This is a genomic window from Apibacter mensalis (genome assembly GCF_001418685.1).
Lineage (GTDB): Bacteria > Bacteroidota > Bacteroidia > Flavobacteriales > Weeksellaceae > Apibacter > Apibacter mensalis.
Map to the genome: position 1 here is coordinate 19,479 of NZ_LIVM01000006.1, position 17,306 is coordinate 36,784.

Annotated in this window: 19 protein-coding genes and 1 pseudogene; 10 read left to right on the forward strand and 10 right to left on the reverse strand. The window is 29.9% G+C overall.

Annotation, left to right across the window (positions count from 1 at the left end; all coding sequences use genetic code 11):
- Positions 1 to 241 precede the first annotated feature (241 nt).
- Both ASC36_RS05335 and ASC36_RS10510 read right to left on the reverse strand, forming a co-directional pair.
- Positions 242 to 883: an ATP-binding cassette domain-containing protein gene (locus ASC36_RS05335; protein ID WP_055425460.1), complete on the reverse strand. Its 642-nt coding sequence runs from the start codon at positions 881 to 883 to the stop codon at positions 242 to 244.
- 63 nt (positions 884 to 946) lie between these two features.
- The gene (locus ASC36_RS10510) at positions 947 to 1,060 is read right to left on the reverse strand and encodes a class IIb bacteriocin, lactobin A/cerein 7B family (RefSeq protein ID WP_073961218.1); all 114 of its coding nucleotides are present in this window, start codon (positions 1,058 to 1,060) and stop codon (positions 947 to 949) included.
- Positions 1,061 to 1,326: 266 nt separating this feature from the next.
- Between ASC36_RS10510 and ASC36_RS05340 the strand changes: the two are divergent.
- Positions 1,327 to 1,620, forward strand: a pseudogene (locus ASC36_RS05340) (DUF4293 family protein); the annotation flags it as partial.
- Positions 1,621 to 1,657: 37 nt separating this feature from the next.
- On the opposite strand, the gene ASC36_RS05345 reads toward ASC36_RS05340, so the two are convergent.
- The 4 genes from ASC36_RS05345 to ASC36_RS05360 all read right to left on the reverse strand — a co-directional run bounded on the left by ASC36_RS05345 (position 1,658) and on the right by ASC36_RS05360 (position 5,013).
- Positions 1,658 to 2,449 (reverse strand): UbiA prenyltransferase family protein, encoded by a 792-nt coding sequence (locus ASC36_RS05345; protein WP_141656209.1) that lies wholly within the window; start codon positions 2,447 to 2,449, stop codon positions 1,658 to 1,660.
- Between the two features lie 12 nt (positions 2,450 to 2,461).
- Positions 2,462 to 3,028 (reverse strand): crossover junction endodeoxyribonuclease RuvC, encoded by a 567-nt coding sequence (gene ruvC, locus ASC36_RS05350; RefSeq protein WP_055425463.1) that lies wholly within the window; start codon positions 3,026 to 3,028, stop codon positions 2,462 to 2,464.
- 16 nt (positions 3,029 to 3,044) lie between these two features.
- A complete protein-coding gene (pyrF, locus tag ASC36_RS05355) occupies positions 3,045 to 4,403 on the reverse strand; it encodes an orotidine-5'-phosphate decarboxylase (RefSeq protein ID WP_055425464.1) in 1,359 nt (452 codons plus the stop codon).
- A gap of 118 nt (positions 4,404 to 4,521) precedes the next feature.
- Entirely contained in the window at positions 4,522 to 5,013 is a 492-nt protein-coding gene (locus tag ASC36_RS05360) for a hypothetical protein (protein WP_055425465.1), read from the reverse strand.
- Positions 5,014 to 5,132: 119 nt separating this feature from the next.
- Between ASC36_RS05360 and recJ the strand changes: the two genes are divergently transcribed.
- From recJ to ASC36_RS05395, 7 genes are all read left to right on the forward strand, one after another.
- Positions 5,133 to 6,842: a single-stranded-DNA-specific exonuclease RecJ gene (recJ, locus tag ASC36_RS05365; RefSeq protein WP_055425466.1), complete on the forward strand. Its 1,710-nt coding sequence runs from the start codon at positions 5,133 to 5,135 to the stop codon at positions 6,840 to 6,842.
- Between the two features lie 12 nt (positions 6,843 to 6,854).
- On the forward strand, positions 6,855 to 7,430 hold the full coding sequence (gene nadD / locus ASC36_RS05370; RefSeq protein WP_055425467.1) for a nicotinate (nicotinamide) nucleotide adenylyltransferase: 576 nt from the start codon (positions 6,855 to 6,857) through the stop codon (positions 7,428 to 7,430).
- Positions 7,431 to 7,480: 50 nt separating this feature from the next.
- Positions 7,481 to 8,110 carry a 7-carboxy-7-deazaguanine synthase QueE gene (locus ASC36_RS05375; RefSeq protein WP_055425468.1) on the forward strand — a complete coding sequence of 210 codons (630 nt, stop codon included), beginning with the start codon at positions 7,481 to 7,483 and terminating at the stop codon, positions 8,108 to 8,110.
- Positions 8,111 to 8,489: 379 nt separating this feature from the next.
- Positions 8,490 to 9,128, forward strand: a complete 639-nt coding sequence (locus tag ASC36_RS05380; RefSeq protein ID WP_055425469.1) for a peroxiredoxin — start codon at positions 8,490 to 8,492, stop codon at positions 9,126 to 9,128.
- 24 nt (positions 9,129 to 9,152) lie between these two features.
- On the forward strand, positions 9,153 to 9,467 hold the full coding sequence (locus tag ASC36_RS05385; RefSeq protein ID WP_055425470.1) for a thioredoxin family protein: 315 nt from the start codon (positions 9,153 to 9,155) through the stop codon (positions 9,465 to 9,467).
- The gene (locus ASC36_RS05390) at positions 9,448 to 9,705 is read left to right on the forward strand and encodes a DUF6952 family protein (protein WP_055425471.1); all 258 of its coding nucleotides are present in this window, start codon (positions 9,448 to 9,450) and stop codon (positions 9,703 to 9,705) included. The genes ASC36_RS05385 and ASC36_RS05390 overlap by 20 nt, the downstream gene beginning before the upstream one ends.
- Positions 9,706 to 9,853: 148 nt before the next feature.
- Positions 9,854 to 12,028, forward strand: a complete 2,175-nt coding sequence (locus ASC36_RS05395) for a peptidylprolyl isomerase (RefSeq protein ID WP_055425472.1) — start codon at positions 9,854 to 9,856, stop codon at positions 12,026 to 12,028.
- A 256-nt stretch (positions 12,029 to 12,284) separates the two neighbouring features.
- On the opposite strand, the gene hemB is transcribed toward ASC36_RS05395, so the two are convergent.
- From hemB to gldB, 3 genes are all read right to left on the reverse strand, one after another.
- Positions 12,285 to 13,262, reverse strand: a complete 978-nt coding sequence (hemB, locus tag ASC36_RS05400) for a porphobilinogen synthase (protein WP_055425473.1) — start codon at positions 13,260 to 13,262, stop codon at positions 12,285 to 12,287.
- A 108-nt stretch (positions 13,263 to 13,370) separates the two neighbouring features.
- Positions 13,371 to 13,697, reverse strand: coding sequence for a gliding motility protein GldC (gene gldC / locus ASC36_RS05405; protein WP_055425474.1), 327 nt, complete (start codon positions 13,695 to 13,697; stop codon positions 13,371 to 13,373).
- 46 nt (positions 13,698 to 13,743) lie between these two features.
- Complete coding sequence (gene gldB / locus ASC36_RS05410) at positions 13,744 to 14,760, reverse strand: gliding motility lipoprotein GldB (protein ID WP_055425475.1); 1,017 nt, start codon at positions 14,758 to 14,760, stop codon at positions 13,744 to 13,746.
- Between the two features lie 53 nt (positions 14,761 to 14,813).
- Between gldB and nadE the strand changes: the two genes are divergently transcribed.
- Complete coding sequence (gene nadE, locus ASC36_RS05415) at positions 14,814 to 15,602, forward strand: NAD(+) synthase (protein WP_055425476.1); 789 nt, start codon at positions 14,814 to 14,816, stop codon at positions 15,600 to 15,602.
- Positions 15,603 to 15,785: 183 nt separating this feature from the next.
- A complete protein-coding gene (locus tag ASC36_RS05420; protein ID WP_055425477.1) occupies positions 15,786 to 16,529 on the forward strand; it encodes a YebC/PmpR family DNA-binding transcriptional regulator in 744 nt (247 codons plus the stop codon).
- Between the two features lie 202 nt (positions 16,530 to 16,731).
- Here the strand turns inward: ASC36_RS05420 and ASC36_RS05425 are convergent, their stop codons facing one another.
- Positions 16,732 to 17,031, reverse strand: coding sequence for a DUF3817 domain-containing protein (locus tag ASC36_RS05425; RefSeq protein ID WP_245630745.1), 300 nt, complete (start codon positions 17,029 to 17,031; stop codon positions 16,732 to 16,734).
- Positions 17,032 to 17,306: the final 275 nt, after the last annotated feature.

The following is a 17,306-nucleotide window of genomic DNA, read 5'->3' on the forward strand; positions in this document are numbered from 1 at the left end:
GATTAATTTTTTTCTTCCAAAAATATGGTAAAGTAAATTATAATCTTCTCTATTACTATGTAGTACAAATATTTGTATAAATAAAAACATAAATAAAACATATGTTATATATATATTATTATATTTATTTATGTACAATAGAGAAGCAATATAAAAAATGAATATTAATATTTTTGAATTATCTTTATATACAAAATTTTTATATCGATTTTTATATATAAAGAATAAAGCCTTTTTAATTTTAAACATTTAGCTCAAAGTTTTTTAATAAGTTTTCTTTTGTGTGTTTTATAACAGTAGTTTGATTTATAAAGTAACACTCTTTAAGATATGGTAATATTATTTCAATAATATGAGAAGATATAAGAACAATATTTGTTTTACCTAACTCTTGAATATATTTTAATAATGAATAGTTAGATTCGATATCTAATCCGTTAAATGGTTCATCAAAAATATATATCTTATAATCAGATATTTGTAGAATCGAGTTCAAGTATACTTTTTTTTTAGTACCGGTAGAGCATTCTTTAATAATTTTATTTAATTCTATGTCAAATAATAATTTATCAGGATCTAAAGTATTATTCTTTCCTCTAGAAATATTCTTATAGAACATTATAAACTCATGACAGGTTAGATATTCATACAAATCAGGTTCTGTCGGTATCCAGGCAATTTCAGGACTTTCAAGTTTATTATTATTAAATAAAACTTCTCCTTGATATTTAGTAAATCCTAAAATGCAGTGAAATAAGGTAGTTTTTCCTTGTCCATTTTTTCCAAAAAAACCATATATCCCATTTTCAAGTATATGAATATTAACATCTTTTAATATGGTTTTAGATAAATATTGCTTGCTATTTATTTTTATTTTTAACATGAATAAATATATTATAAATGTATAAATAAAATATGGCTTACAAATATTTGTAAGTCAAAATCTTTACTTCAAAGAACCACAAACTCCTACAGTTAGAGCTATAGCTAAAGGACCTATTCCTCCTTCAGTGTTTACTAATTCTTCATCAGTAAGTTCTTTTACATTTAGTAAATTCAAGTTTTTGATGAGTTTTAAATTTTAAATTAATAGGGTAAATATACATATATTTTATTATAAATTCAATAAAATTATAATATATACACTAATACCTTTAAATAGGTTTAAATAAATTATCCCATTAAAAGAATATATATAACTATATTTGAATATCCACAGCTGAAGGAGAAAGAGGTAACGTGGTGACGACCTTGACTAGTATCGCTTAAAATAATTAAGCAGAACAACCGGAAGTACCAATATGATCAGATAAAAGTTCACCAGTTGTTTTTATTTTAGCCCTCGTGATGTGTTGGGGATTGTTAGCTTTTATTTCTCAATTCTGCTTTAAAAGCAGAGGTGTTCAAAGAAAAATTAATTATTTAAACATAATTATAAACGTAGTGTTGATCGGTTTTATGGTTTATGATTTGCTAAATTCATCTGGAGGAAGAAATTTTCTTCCTGAGAAAGGTGTTGAGTTACTCGTCCCGGTCCTGCTGATTATTCTGCTTACCATGGCAAATAAATACATCAATAAGGATGATAAGCTCATAAAATCTGTAGACAGATTCCGTTAAAACTCATAACAACTTTTAATGAGTGCAAGAGTCGTTTTTAAAATAAAACGACTCTTATTTTTTGCAACAATATTATTAATAAGGGCAAGGATGAACAGGCTTCAATCCAAAAATGCGTAAAAAAAAATTGGTGTACTTTTTCCATAAATACAATCATACTTATACTGATCATACAAGCCACTTCCCAGGCTATCACATATGGTAAATCATCTTGATTACAAAAAGTTAATACAAATGATAATGCGGATGAAAATAGGCAAAGACATGATGCAAACTTGCTTTTACGTATTCCTAAATACTTGGGAATAGTAAAAATGATATCCTCTTCCATATCACATATATCAAAAGGTATGGTTATCCCTATAATAAATAAATATAGGCTTAAAAATTCTGAGATTACTTTACAAGTACTTGCATTTCCAATGAGTAAAATTGTATAGACCCAAGCAAATGATATGATAAAAATTTTTAGCAACGGGATGTTTCTAAATCGGATCTTTAAAAAATTAGAGTTATACATTATAACTAAACTCCCAACAAATAAAGTATGGAAGAGTTGTGCTAAATTTTTTTCCTTAAATATGAGATAAGCCACAAGTAACAAACTTACAGTTACCAGGTAAAAAGAAGTTTTTTTTAAAATTTTTTCTGACCAAGAGTTTTGAAAACATATAAAGTTATAGGCAGATAATGCAGAAAAGAAAACTATTCCAATTCTGTTATAATTTACAGAATGGTTCAACCATCCAAAAAATATGCATAATAAAGCAATCATGAAAGAAACCCACAATTGAGTTTTAATTAAAAACCTATCAATAGTTTTTTTCATTTCACGAGATTATCAACCACCGACTCTTTTAGGATTATTTTTAACAAAGGAATCCCAACCCGAATAAGATTTAGAATGATTTACAGCGGATCGGGTTCCGCTATTTAGAACGTGGCATACTGCTAAAGCCAGTCCGTCTGAAGCATCTAAATATTGAGTAGGAAAATCTTTTAAATTCAACAAAGTTTTTAACATTCCTGCTACTTGCTCTTTGGATGCATTACCGTTTCCTGTGATTGACATTTTTACTTTTTTGGGAAAATATTCTGTAATGGGAATTTCCCTTAATAAACCAGCAGCCATAGCTACGCCTTGAGCTCTGCCTAATTTCAGCATAGATTGAACATTTTTTGCATAAAAGGGCTCTTCAATCGCTAATTCATCCGGATGATAAGTATCAATGAGCGATAAGGTCTTATCAAATATTCTTTTTAGCTTTAATGCATGTGATCCTACCTTTTTAAGGATTAGCTCATCTATACATAACAACTCCATTTTATTTCCCACTACACTAATTATTCCAAATCCCATAACGTTCGTTCCGGGATCGATTCCAATTATAATTCTTTCCGTCAAAATATTTTAATATGTAATCTTAACAATTTTTTAAATATGCTTTCCAGCCTTCTTCTTTATATCTTATAGCTTCTTGTTCAGGATTCTTTGCTCTATAAATTCCTCTTCCAACAATAATGAAATCTGTATGATAGTCTGAGAAAACTTTTTCAGGGGTATTAAATTGCTGACCTTTTGAATCTTCTGATTCAGTTAAATTTACACCCGGAGTAAATAACAATAAAGATGGTGGTAATTTAGATTGGGCGACACATCCAATTACATTGGACATTTTACTTGAAATATTTATCGCTTTAGACTTATAGTTTTCATCAGTTAAAGTTCCTTTTGATGACATTTCTGCAATAGTAACCACCCCTATTTCTTCTCCAAATACTTGTAAACTCTCTTCTCCGGCTATAACATGAGAGGTTACTAAATCCGCCCAATCGGAAATTTTATAAACTCCGCCGTTAAATTGCATTTGTTGTGTATTACCAATATCTCCAAATTTCCTGTCCTCAAATAATAAAAAGTTTTTAATTGCTGCAATCTTTTTTAATTCGTACACAAAGTTTTCTGAAAAATCTGTGATTATATCTGCATGCAATTTGATAGCCACAATAAAGTCTCCTATTTGATCAGCTAATTTTAATATTTCTTCAGATTTATAGGTATCTAAAGATGCTATTAAATTGGTTTTTTTAGATAATGCAATTTCAATCAGTTTTTTAGAGATCGGATGATTCTGCAATTTTAATTTCTCCTCGTAGGTTAATCTTGGTACACTAAACTGTACTGTTGGTCTTTCTTTAAGAAAATTTTTAATTTTAATAACCTTCGAATGATTTAAGAATTCATGGTTGTATAGGATATCAATCACATTTTCAATACTGAACAAGGTATGAACATTATACCCTTTATTTTCCAATAATTCTTTTCCACCCTGCTGTCTGTCTAATACAATAACGATATCTTTTACTTTCAACCCTTCTTTTTCTACTTCTTCTATAGTTTCTAACAAACTTTTTCCACTTGTTATTACATCTTCAACTAACACGCAACGTTGTCCTTCTGTAAAAATTCCTTCCAACATTTTTTTTGTTCCGTAATTTTTACTCTCTTTTCTTTTTATTATTAACGGCACTTTGGATTCTAAAGACATTGCTGTTGCCATAGGTAAAGCTGCATAGGGAACACCACAAATAAGCTCGTGCCTACAATCTTTTAGCATTGCTAATAAAAGCTGAGACAATTCGCTTAATAATTCTGGACTGGATGCTAAAGGACGTAAATCAACGTAAAAAGGAGACAAAATCCCACTTTTTAAAGTAAATTCACCAAATTTTATTATTCCCAGTTCGTAAGATTTAAGTAAAAATTTTTCTTTGTTAATCATCTTTTTTTTGATTTAAGCAAAGGTAATAAATTAATAAATTTCAGTATTTGTAAAAAAGTAAGAGAAAATAAATTCCACCAATATTCAATTTAGTAACAATAATAAAATTTTATCCTATCTATCTTTTATTTGATGGTGAATCTTTTAACTCAAATCTTCTTTTGTTGGCAAATGATTTTTGTGCCTCAACAATTTTGCGATCAATTTCATTCAATTGTACTTCATTTATATCCATATTTTCAATTGCCTTTTCAAATTGATCTTTTCCTAATTTCTCTACTGAAGTAAATCCTTTTATCGAAATAATCATATTTTTGATATACTCTTCACATAAGTTTTTAAGATCTTCTCCTTCTTTAGGTGCTTCATATTGATTAATTTCGTTAATCAATCTTTCCATTTTTTCTAAGGCAACTTTCCCTCTTTTAGTGACGGAAACAAAGTCATTGGTATCTGGGTATTGTTCAACCAGAGCATAAAAGGTAGTATATTCCCTATCCGCTTTATTAAGATTTTCCATTAAATTATCGTTAAATTTTCCAGGCCCCGAATTACAAGAGAGTAAGCTAAACAGCCACAAAAAAAAGAATAAAATTCTTAATCTCTTCATATAACTTTATTTTTAATCAAATATATAAAAACATTCAATCTTTTTAACCAACCTCCTATAAATATAAAAGATAAAATGAAATTACTCTTTTTTACTAAAATTATATACATTTGTAACCTATGAGAAATCGTTGGTTAATTTTACCTCAACCCGATCCTGATAAAGCTCAAAAATTAGCTAAGGAACTGGAATTTCCTATGGAAATTACCGGTCTTCTTTTAAAACGAGGTGTTTCTACATTTGAGGAAGCTAGAACTTTTTTTAAACCTTCGCTTGATCATCTTCATGATCCTTTTCTTTTAAAAGACATGAATATTGCTGTAGAAAGAATTGAAAAAGCTATAAATAATAATGAAAAAATCCTTATTTACGGCGATTACGATGTGGACGGCACTACGTCTGTAGCAATGATGTATCTTTTTATTAATTCCTTTTATAAGCATATCGATTATTATATACCGGATAGATATGAAGAGGGATATGGCATCTCTTATCAAGGTATTGATTTTGCCTCTTCCAATGGTTTTTCTTTAATAATTGCTTTAGATTGCGGTATTAAAGAAAAGGATAAGATTTCTTATGCAAAAGACAAAAACATTGATTTTATTGTTTGTGATCATCATTTGCCGGATGAAGCTCTTCCGGAAGCTGTTGCTATTTTAGACCCGCAAAGACCTGATTGCAGCTACCCTTATAAATTTTTAAGCGGATGTGGTGTTGGCTTTAAGTTGATACAGGCTTTGTCAACAAAAAAACATATTCCATCGAATGATATATATCCCTATTTAGATTTAGTCGCAATCAGTATAGCTGCTGATATTGTCCCCATAACTGGGGAAAATAGGATTTTAGCAGCCTTCGGATTACAACAATTGTTGGAAAACCCCAGAGTAGGTTTAAAGGTCTTTTTACCTAAAGAAACCCGTGAAGCCTTTTCGATTAATAATATTGTATTTGGTATAGCACCCAAAATTAATGCAGCAGGGAGAATCAGTCATGCAAGTAATGCGGTAAAGTTGCTTATTACAACCAACGACATTGAAGCCAGAAAGATTTATACTCAAATTAATGAGCTTAACAATGAACGCCGAGAACTTGATGCTAACATTACTTCCGAGGCAATTCAAGAAATTATAAAAACAGGCCAAACCAGCACCTATTCCACAATAGTTTTTAATCGCAACTGGCACAAAGGGGTCATCGGAATTGTCGCCTCCAGACTTATAGAAGAATATTATAGACCTACCTTAGTATTTACTGAAGGAAAAAATAAAGACCTTGTTGCTTCTGCAAGGAGTGTTACCGGCTTTGATATTTATAAGACTTTGGAACAAACCTCTGAATATCTGGAACAATTTGGTGGTCATATGTATGCTGCCGGACTCTCCATAAAAAAGGAAAATTTTCTACCCTTTAAAGAAAAATTTGAATCTGTAGTTAAAGAAACTATTAAGGAAAGCCAAAGAACACCTACCATTGAAATAGATGAGGAAATATCCTTATCTATAATAAATAAACGTTTTTTCAAGCTAATCAGCTATTTTGCGCCTTTTGGTCCGGCTAATTTACGCCCAGTGTTCTTAGCCAGGAATGTTCATTTCGGAGGAGATTATAGGCTAATGGGAAAAGATCGATCTCATTTAAAAATTATTGTTTTTCAAGATTCTATTAAAAATTCTTTCGAAGCCATTGCTTTTAAAATGGGACACCTTTTACCAAAATTTGAAAAATACCCTTTTGACATGGTTTTTACTTTATATGAAAATTATTGGCAAGGCAAAACTTTTTATCAGCTGCAAATAAAAGATGTTAAATTTTATAAGGATTAGTAACTTCGCTGAATGAAAGTAGGTTTATTTTTCGGGTCATTCAATCCCATACATATAGGACATTTAATCATTGCAAATTACATTATTGAAAATACAGACCTTACTACTATCTGGTTTGTGGTAACTCCGCAAAATCCTTTTAAAAATAAATCTACCTTATTAAAAGATCATTATAGGTTGGAAATGGTAAACCTTGCCATTGAAAAATATCCCAATTTCAAATCTTCTTCGATTGAATTTACATTACCTAAACCTTCCTATACCATTGATACGTTGGTTATACTTAAAGAAAAATATCCTTCATATGAGTTCGCCTTACTGATGGGAGAAGATAACCTTAATACCTTTCACAAATGGAAAAATTATGACCAAATTCTAAAATATCATTCTTTATTTGTCTATCCTCGTATTGACGTTATACAAAAAGAAACAGCTATTGTTCATCCTCATATCCATAAAATTTCTGCTCCCATCATTGAAATATCCTCTACTTTAATACGTACGATGATTAAAGAACACAAAAATGTTCGTCCTATGCTGCCTCCGGAAGTGTTCAACTATATTGACGGAAGCAATCTTTACAAATAATTACTTTTTTGTAATTTTGCAAGTTGTTTTTGCTAAAAAATTATAAGTAAATGAAAGATATCATAAATAGGAACTTAGAATCCGGTTTATCATTACCTATTATGGAACATTTTTATACCATTCAGGGAGAAGGAAGGTATACTGGCACAGCTGCTTATTTCATAAGAATCGGAGGTTGCGATGTGGAATGTCATTGGTGTGATGTAAAAGAGAGTTGGAATCCTGCTATTCATCCGGTTAGTTCGGTTGATAAAATTGCTGAAATAGCTGCTTCTAAATGTAAAACCATTGTTTTAACTGGAGGAGAACCGTTAATGTGGAATTTGGAGCCCTTGACGATTAGGTTAAAAAATTTGGGATGTAGAATACATATTGAAACTTCAGGTGCTTATCCTCTATCCGGACATATTGACTGGATATGTCTATCTCCTAAAAAAACTGCCCTTCCTTTAAAAAGTGTCTATGCGAAAGCAAATGAATTAAAAGTAATTATTTATAACGATCATGATTTTATCTTTGCGGAAGAACAGGCCTCAAATGTGAATCAAAATACCATTCTATATTTACAACCTGAGTGGAGCAAAAGGAATAAAGTTACCACTAAAATCATCGATTATGTAATGAAAGAACCTAAATGGCATATTTCTTTACAAACTCACAAATATTTAAATATTCCATAATAATTTCAAATAGATAAAATAGGTTTTGGCATAATTATAATTCTTCCACTCTATATCTATATTTAAATTTTCTTATTATCAATATTTTTATATAAGGAAATAAGTAATTAGTTTACCTATATTTTTATAAATATCACATGTTACAATTCAATTCTTATCGATTAAAACCATTTCTCATATTTATATCTTTTATTTACATACAGAGACTTTTTTTTCTATTTTAATAATTAATTTAAAAAATTATCATGGAAATATTTTCATGTATATAGTTTTTTTTTATTCTTCAATAAAAAAGAATGATACTTCATTGCAGTTAGTACCTTATTTTATTAACTAATTTTGAAACAAATAATATTTTGATAAACAAAACAATAAAATTATGTCAATAGTAGGTAAAAAATTTCCAAACATTTTAATAGATGCCATGGATCACATGGGTGATGATTTAAAGATCAATATTTTTGAAGAGGCAACCAAAAAAAATAAAAAAGTTTTATTATTCTGGTATCCAAAAGATTTTACTTTCGTTTGCCCTACCGAATTACATGCCTTTCAACAAGCACTACCTGAATTTGAAAAAAGAAATACTATAGTTATAGGCGCTTCATGCGATACCAATGAAGTACATTTTGCCTGGTTAAATACCCCTAAAGATAATGGAGGTATAGAAGGAGTAACGTATCCTATATTAGCGGATACCACACGTAATCTTTCTAATATTTTAGGAATTTTAGATATTGAATCATCCGAATATAATGAAGATTATGAAACAGTTGTATTAAAAGGATCTAATGTTGCCTACAGAGCTACTTTCTTAATAGATGAAGAGGGCAAGGTTTTTCATGAAAGTATTAATGATATGCCATTAGGAAGAAACGTTCAAGAATACTTACGCCTGATAGATGCTTACGCTCATGTTCAAAAATTCGGTGAAGTATGTCCAGCTAATTGGGAAGAAGGGAAAGATGCGATGAATGCCAATCGTAAAGGCGTATCAGATTATTTATCTTCTCATTAATTATAACATAAAAAAACAAAAAAAATGGTACAAGAGCTAGAACAAGATAATTTAAGTGAAATTATCAAAGAATCTCCGATAGTTATCGTTCAGTATGCAGCCTCATGGTGTGGAAACTGTAAAATTATGAAGCCTAAATTCAAAAAAATAGGAGAAGAAAATAGTACTATTCCGTTTTTGATTGTAGATGCAGAAAAATTCCCGGAATCTCGAAAATTAGCTAATGTAACTAATCTCCCTACTTTTGCTTCTTTTAAAGACGGAAAACTATTAAATCAAATACAAACTAATAAATTAGAACCTTTACAAGAATTAGTAAATGAAGTTACCCGTAATTAAACATTTAACTCAATTCATTGAAAATAATGATGAAGATTATATCAATGAAACTATTGAAACCTTAGAGAATCTAACTGATGCTCCGGGTTTGAAAGATGAAGAATTAGATGTTTTAGGAGAAGTAATATCTAATATGTACGGTGCTATAGAAGTTAATAAACTAATGAAAGAGGGTATGGATGAAAAAAATGCCTTAAATGCATTTATGAAGCGTGTCCTTGGATCAATAGATAAATAGTCTGTTTTTAAATTTATTTTAAAAAACTTGCAAGAAATATCTTGCAGGTTTTTTTATTTCTAAAAATGAATACTAAATTAAATATTATTTTTATATTTCATGTCGAAACCGTAATTTCGTAAATTAAAATAAATTAAATTACGAATAAATGGCTATTCTTGGACAAATAAGAAAAAGAAACGGGTTATTAATAGGTTTTGTTGCAGTAGCATTATTATTATTTTTATTAGGCGGAATCGATTGGAGCAGAATTGGCAAGAAAGATCCCAATGTTTTTGGAAAAGTAAATAAAGAAGCTATCTCTCGCCAAGAATATTACAGTCAACTTCGTCTTTTATCTTCTCAGTATCAAGATCAATATCCGGAAAATTTACTTGAAGGACAAGTTTGGAATTCGCTAATTGAACAAAAATTAATTGAGCAAAAATTCAATGCTTCGGGTTTAATTTTAACTGATAAAATGATTTGGAATATGGCCAAATCTTCTCCTTTATTTAACAATCCTCAATTTAAAGATAAAAACGGAAATATTAACACTAAGTTGATTCAGGATGAATTCCAAAAAATGGAAGAAAACCAAAATGCTTCCCCGGAATATAGGGAATATTTCCAGACTATGATGACCTTGAAAAAGAATTTTGGTTACCAAGCTATGGGAAAACAATTTTTAGGAGCTTATGGTTCAGGAATGTTAACTAATAATAAGGAAATTGAAACATTAGCACAAAATCAATCCTATATAGCTAATATAGAATTTGTTAAAATCGATTATAATAGTTATCAAAAAATAAATCCTGTAAAGGTTACAGATGAAGATTTAAAAGCTTATATTGAAAAACACAAATCTATATTTAAAATTGATGAAAATAGAACGCTAGATTTTGTGTATTTTTCTGCTAAACCCACCCCTTCTGACGAAAACAATACTCTACATGCTTTAAATGCCTTATTATCTAAATCAATTATCGAAGGAGATACTATTCAAGCATTTGGTTCAGTAAAAAATGACTCCTTATATATTAGTGAACTAAATACTGCACAAATAGCAGATAGACCTTTTATATCACAATACAGAAGTGAAAAACAATTACCTCAAAACATACAAAAGTGGGTAAAAAATGCTTTTATAGGACAAATTTCTAATGCTTATAAAGATAATGGATACTATGTTTTATCCAAATTACTTGCTAAAAAAAATACGGATTCCGTAACCGCAAAAAATATATTAATAAGTTATACAGGAGCTAAACAAATTCAGCCTAAGACGGCTAGAAATAAAGACCAGGCAAAAAAACAGGCAGATGAGTTAGCTGCAAAATTAAATGCAAATCCGAATGAGTTTTCTAAGTTAGCTTCACAGTATTCGGATGATCCAACCATTTCATCAAATAAGGGTGAAATGAAATTAACTACCGCTCAAGACTTTCCGGCTCCTTATAAAAAATTACAACATTTTTTGGAAATCTCTCCTATTAATAAAGCTGAAGTCATTGAAACCCCTCAAGGATATCTAGTTCTAATGATTTCTGAAAGAAAACCAGATGATATTGTCTATAAATTAGCAGATCTTGCTAAAGAAATTAAACCTTCTGAGCAAACCATCGAAACAGCCAGAAAACAATCAACCAATTTCATACAATCTATTCAAGGGAAATCATCTAGAGAATTCATTGATTTTGCAAGAAAATCTAATTACAAACCGCAACAACAAAGAGGCATATTACGTTTTGGCTCTATGCTGAATGGGTTATATACTGATAAAGATTCCGATATTATTGCTTGGGCTTTTGATTCTAAAAGAAAACTAGGTGATACTGAGTTATTTACTACCGGCGATCAGAGTTATATAGTAGTCAGGGTTTCTTCTTTATTTAGTAAAGGTTTAGCTGATCCTTCTTTAGTTAGAGATGAAATTGAAAGTGTGGTAAGAAATGAGAAACTGGGTAAAATTATTGCAGAAAAAGTTAATTCTCAAAACCAATCATTAGAAAATTTAGCAATTGAATTTAAAACCACTAAAGGTAATGCTTCTATAAGCTTTGATAACCCATCTGTTAACGGTGAATTCGAACCTAAAGTTGGGGGTGCTGCTTTTGGAATAAAGCAAGGCGCTAAGTCTAAAGCCATTGAAGGCAAAAGAGGGGTGTATGTGATTGTAACTAAATCCATTACAAAAGGACAAATTGGTGACAAAAAACAACTTAAGACCTCTTTAATGAACCAATATGCTCAACAAATGCCTTCTTTACTTTTAAGATCGTTATATCAGGATTCTGACATTATCGATTATAGAGGAATATTGCTAAATCAACAACAAAAATAATTTTTAGTATAAATATTAAAAAAAAGCATACTTATTAATAAGTATGCTTTTTTATTTTATTGAGTAGTTTCGATAATCATTTAAAAATCATTTATACATTTTATCGTAAACAATCATTTTAGCTCTTTTAAAATTTTATAATATCCATCACTAATTAAATTGATTGGGATTATTCTTTTTAAAAAGATATTTGTTTAAAATATAATTAAGAAGCCTTTTGGAATATAAATAAAAGCTTTTAATAATTTTTTTACATTTATGGATTCAAAAGTTTAGCTGCTTCTTTGGCAAAATAGGTAGAAATAAGACTGGCTCCTGCTCTCTTTATACATGTTAAGCTCTCAATAACTATTTTATCATTATCCAACCATCCATTTTTTGCAGCTGCTTTGATCATAGCATATTCACCACTAACCTGAAATACTGAAATAGGGACGTCCACTATCTCATTTAATTTAGAAACTATATCTAAATAAGGAAGGCCTGGCTTAACCATTACTATATCTGCTCCTTCTTCAATATCTTTCAATGTTTCATTAATAGCTTCTTTACTGTTGCCATAGTCCATTTGATAAGTTTTTTTATCTCCAAATCCCGGAGCGCTTCCCAAAGCGTCTCTAAAAGGACCGTAGTATGAACTGGCATATTTTGCTGCATAACTCATAATACCTACTTCATGAAATCCATTTTCTTCTAAAGCTTCTCTAATTGCTGCAACTCTTCCATCCATCATATCGCTTGGAGCAATAAAATCTGCTCCAGCTTCTGCATGGCTAAGGCTCATCTTTACTAGCGCATCCACTGTTAGATCATTTATAATTTTATTGTCTTCAACAATTCCGTCATGACCATAAATGGAGTAAGGGTCTAAAGCGACATCCGGCATGATTACCATTTCCGGTACAGCATTTTTAATTGCTTTGATTGATTTTTGCATTAAGCCATCTTTATTCCAGGCTTCTTTACCGGTGTTATCCTTTAGATTTTCATTAATTTTTACATAAATGTTCACAGCTTTAATCCCTAAAGACCATAATTCTTTTACTTCCTTAACAGTAAGATCTAATGACTGGCGATATATTCCGGGCATTGACGATATTTCTTCTTTTACATTTTCTCCTTCTGCTATGAATATGGGCATAATAAAATCATTGGTGGTTAGAGTTGTTTCTCTAACTAAGTCTCTTATAGCTTGGTTTGTTCTTAATCTTCTATTTCTATTATATAGTATCATTATTTTTAGTTATATGTTAGTACTTGTCCTTAAAAAAAGGTATGATTCAAAGATGTTATAATGGTTAATCAGATTAATAAAATCTTTTTTACTGCTTAAAAATATATATTACATTTTGATACCACTCCTATCTGCAAAATATTCTGCGAATTTTCTAATTTCCTCTGCTATTTCTTCTTCATCAGTAGCTCTTTGATAGGAATCTCCCAACGAATGTAATACTTGATGAAAAAAACGCTTCATTTCATCTATAGGCATTTCTTTCGTCCATAAATCAATTCTTAATGCTTCTTTAACTTTGTCATCCCAGACGGATAGTAAAATAGCTTTACTTTCTGCACTCACTACTCCTCCGTCAGGGGCTGCCCATATAATTTTTTCCGGAATATGGTTTTCATCTAATTGTACATTAAAATTTATTTCTGTTTCTTTCATCAGCATCTATATATAAAATTTCACTTTATTTTTTTCTGATCAAACTTTAGTGTTCCTCTGCATCAGGACTAGGCTTATACTTAGATTTTGCGAATATTTGTTCATGATTAGGATTCTTTATAAATTCTTGTAAGCTTACTTGATCGTTTTTAATTAAATATTTCCTGCAAATTTGCCATCCAGTCCAACAACCAATTTGCCCGGGACTTTGGGAATCAACTTCCGTATAAAATTTGGAGAACGGCGCTAACGATAAAAACCTATCGGAAAGGGATATATCATCACTGAAAATATAATTATTTTCAATGAAGAAATTCCATATTTCAAACTCATTATCTCTTGCCCAATTTATCTGATCTTGAGTATATCCTATTTTATAACAATCTTTGATTTCAGGAAGGAATGCATCTTCTAAAATTAAAATTTTACCTTGATAAATCATCTGTGAAACAAAGGATTGGCTGGTTATCTCTCGGGGAACTAATGCCATCCCCTTGATTATTTCTTTTGCTGTTTTTGAAGATAAATATTCCATGCTCATAGTTCTCTGGATATATCTGTCTATCTTCATCATATCATAGTATTTATTCCCGTATCCTAAAAAACAGTCCGTTGCGATAAGTAAATAATTATTTTGTGGGATATAAGTTATGGGATTCAAATAATCGGAGGTAAATGAAGAATATAAATATACGGTAGGTAACTTAAAATCAGGATAATAATATTTGATGTGCTTAAAAAGATCTTCAAGCTCTGCTTTTATTTTATCATTAGCGACTTTTTTCTTTATTTCAGAATAAATATTAAGTTCCATACTATCCCTTCGATCTCTTTCAAATCTAGAATCCGGGGTAACCTGACTTAAATAAAAAGGATATTTTTTTCTGAAATTTGAAATTGAAAAATTTAAATTATAAAAATCATTAGCTATATCATGAATTTCAACAGATACTTGTATCTTGCTTACATCTACTTTCCATCTCTTATTTAAATTGTCTTTACTGTTTTTATGTGTGCAGCTTATGACTAATAATAATATTATAAGATATTTAATAATCTTCATTATCTTTACACTTGATTTTTAATGTATAAAATTACGCGCAAAGATACAACATTATGAAAACAACCAAGGTAATTTCCTATATTGTTAATTGGTTAAACGATTATCTTAAAAATAGCAACACAAAAGGATTTGTTGTAGGTGTATCCGGAGGAATAGATTCTGCCGTGGTGTCTACATTAGCGGCCCAAACCGGTGAACCCGTATTAGTATTAGATATGCCTATCCATCAATCCGAAGACCAGGTTACTCGTGCACGAGAACATATAAAGTTTCTCACAGAACAATACAAAAATGTTTCCGGAAAAACTATAAACCTTACCACCACTTTTGAAGCTCTAAAATCAGATTTACATGCTGACGAATCTCATGAAAAAAATAATTTATCTTTAGCCAATACTCGTTCTCGCCTTCGTATGATTACCTTATACTATTATGCAGGTCTTAACAATTATCTGGTTTGTGGAACGGGTAACAAAATAGAGGATTTTGGTATTGGCTTCTTTACTAAATATGGAGATGGCGGTGTGGATATTAGTCCTATTGCCGACCTTTTAAAAAGTCAAGTTTTTGAAATAGCCCGGGAATTACATATTTCCGAATCCATACAAAAAGCTAAACCTACCGATGGTCTTTGGACTGATGAAAGATCTGATGAAGATCAAATTGGTGCTTCCTATCCGGAGTTAGAATGGGCTATGAAAGTTCATGAAAATCACAAAGCTACTGATTTTACAGGAAGGGAACGTAAAGTTTTTGAAATTTATGATAGATTAAATAGATTGGCTCAACATAAAATAAATCCTATTCCGGTTTGTCAAATACCTAAAGAATTGCTTCATTAAATTTCTTAAAAGTTATAGTATCATAAATTGTTTCTATGATGATGTTATTTATTTTACACATGTATTAGCGTAAAGAAAAAAATCATAAAATTGCAAAATATCTAAAAAAGTTTTAAAAATTAATAATTTATTTTTCTATAATTTATTCAATTATTATTTTTGTTTTAGAAATTAAACTTGATTATGGGACGTGCATTTGAATATAGAAAAGCCTCAAAATTAGCAAGGTGGGATAAAATGGCAAAGCAATTTAGCCGTATCGGGAAAGAAATTGCCATTGCTGTAAAAGCCGGAGGCCCCAATCCCGAGTCTAACCCTGCACTTCGTCGTTGTTTACTCAATGCCAAGGGAGCAAATATGCCAAAAGACAATGTGGAAAGAGCGATAAAAAAAGCTTCAGGGGCAGATGCAGAACAGTATGACGAAATAACCTATGAAGGTTATGGCCCGGGAGGTATAGCCATTTTTTTAGAATGTACAACTAATAATCCTACCCGTACCGTGGCCAATGTTCGTGCTATATTTAATAAATTTGAAGGTAATCTGGGAAAAAACGGAGAACTTACATTTATATTTGATCGAAAAGGAATATTTACCTTAGATAAGTCAAACCTCACTATGGATTGGGACAATTTTGAATTAGAAATGATTGATGCTGGAGCTGAAGAAATTGAAGAAGATGAAAATGAAGTAATAATTACCTCCTCCTTTGAAGATTTTGGATCCATAAATCATAAATTTGAAGAATTAAGCATAGAGCCTAAAAGTGCTGAATTACAAAGATTACCTAACAACACTAAAGCCCTCCCGTTAGAACAGGCACAAATTATTTTGAAAATGCTTGAGAAATTTGAAGATGATGATGATGTTCAACAGGTATTTCATAATATGGAAATTACGGAAGAATTACAAAACGCTATAAATTAGAATTTTTCATATATATAAAAGTAAAAAGTTTCTTATTCTAATAAGGAGCTTTTTATTTATTACATCCTATCCTATTTCTAAATCATTATATTTATTTTACTAAATCTATCTATAAAAAGTGCTTTTTAAATTACCCTAATGATTTATTTAACCAATATTGTTGATCTATGCTTGAAACTTTAATCCTTATAAATAGTATGTTTTATCTTCGGTTGATCTTAGCCAATTTTTTTTCAGCCCATAAAGTCGCAAATGGGAAAAAAGCCGACATAAGTACAAAAACAAAATCTTCATCATCCCATTTATAGAGCTTTCTGACTAGAATCGCCAAAATAATATAGATTGAAAAAAACAGACCATGAATCATACCTGCCGGAATCATGAATAGGGTATCATGTAAACAATATTTCAAGGGCATAGCGACAAAAAAAAGCAAGAAACAACTTATGCATTCTGTATAACAGGCGATTCTAAAATATTTTTCCAACTTTTTTTTATTCATTCGTTTTAATATTTGCATACAAAAATAATCATTTATCAAATTAATTTTTTATTTTATCGAAAACTATTATTTTTCTTTTTATTTAATTATTCACATATGCAAATACATCCTCAGATCATTTCTATTTATTTTATAATATAAAAATACGATATAAAGATTATTATATATCAATAATTAAATATTATGCAATAATAAACATATATCTTGCACCTAATTTATATCATGTCTATGTTAATATATAATAAATAATTTGTACCTTATGAGAAAAAAAATAA

Coding starts and splice junctions, on each gene's coding strand:
- ASC36_RS05390 (WP_055425471.1), top strand. CDS start 9,448: ATGAAGTTACCCGTAATTAAACATTTAACTCAATTCATTGAAAATAAT.
- ASC36_RS05375 (WP_055425468.1), top strand. CDS start 7,481: ATGAAAGATATCATAAATAGGAACTTAGAATCCGGTTTATCATTACCT.
- ASC36_RS05335 (WP_055425460.1), bottom strand. CDS start 883: ATGTTAAAAATAAAAATAAATAGCAAGCAATATTTATCTAAAACCATA.
- ASC36_RS05380 (WP_055425469.1), top strand. CDS start 8,490: ATGTCAATAGTAGGTAAAAAATTTCCAAACATTTTAATAGATGCCATG.
- nadE (WP_055425476.1), top strand. CDS start 14,814: ATGAAAACAACCAAGGTAATTTCCTATATTGTTAATTGGTTAAACGAT.
- gldB (WP_055425475.1), bottom strand. CDS start 14,760: ATGAAGATTATTAAATATCTTATAATATTATTATTAGTCATAAGCTGC.
- ASC36_RS05395 (WP_055425472.1), top strand. CDS start 9,854: ATGGCTATTCTTGGACAAATAAGAAAAAGAAACGGGTTATTAATAGGT.
- gldC (WP_055425474.1), bottom strand. CDS start 13,697: ATGAAAGAAACAGAAATAAATTTTAATGTACAATTAGATGAAAACCAT.
- ASC36_RS05420 (WP_055425477.1), top strand. CDS start 15,786: ATGGGACGTGCATTTGAATATAGAAAAGCCTCAAAATTAGCAAGGTGG.
- ASC36_RS05425 (WP_245630745.1), bottom strand. CDS start 17,031: ATGAATAAAAAAAAGTTGGAAAAATATTTTAGAATCGCCTGTTATACA.
- hemB (WP_055425473.1), bottom strand. CDS start 13,262: ATGATACTATATAATAGAAATAGAAGATTAAGAACAAACCAAGCTATA.
- nadD (WP_055425467.1), top strand. CDS start 6,855: ATGAAAGTAGGTTTATTTTTCGGGTCATTCAATCCCATACATATAGGA.
- ASC36_RS05385 (WP_055425470.1), top strand. CDS start 9,153: ATGGTACAAGAGCTAGAACAAGATAATTTAAGTGAAATTATCAAAGAA.
- ASC36_RS05345 (WP_141656209.1), bottom strand. CDS start 2,449: ATGAAAAAAACTATTGATAGGTTTTTAATTAAAACTCAATTGTGGGTT.
- ASC36_RS05360 (WP_055425465.1), bottom strand. CDS start 5,013: ATGAAGAGATTAAGAATTTTATTCTTTTTTTTGTGGCTGTTTAGCTTA.
- recJ (WP_055425466.1), top strand. CDS start 5,133: ATGAGAAATCGTTGGTTAATTTTACCTCAACCCGATCCTGATAAAGCT.
- pyrF (WP_055425464.1), bottom strand. CDS start 4,403: ATGATTAACAAAGAAAAATTTTTACTTAAATCTTACGAACTGGGAATA.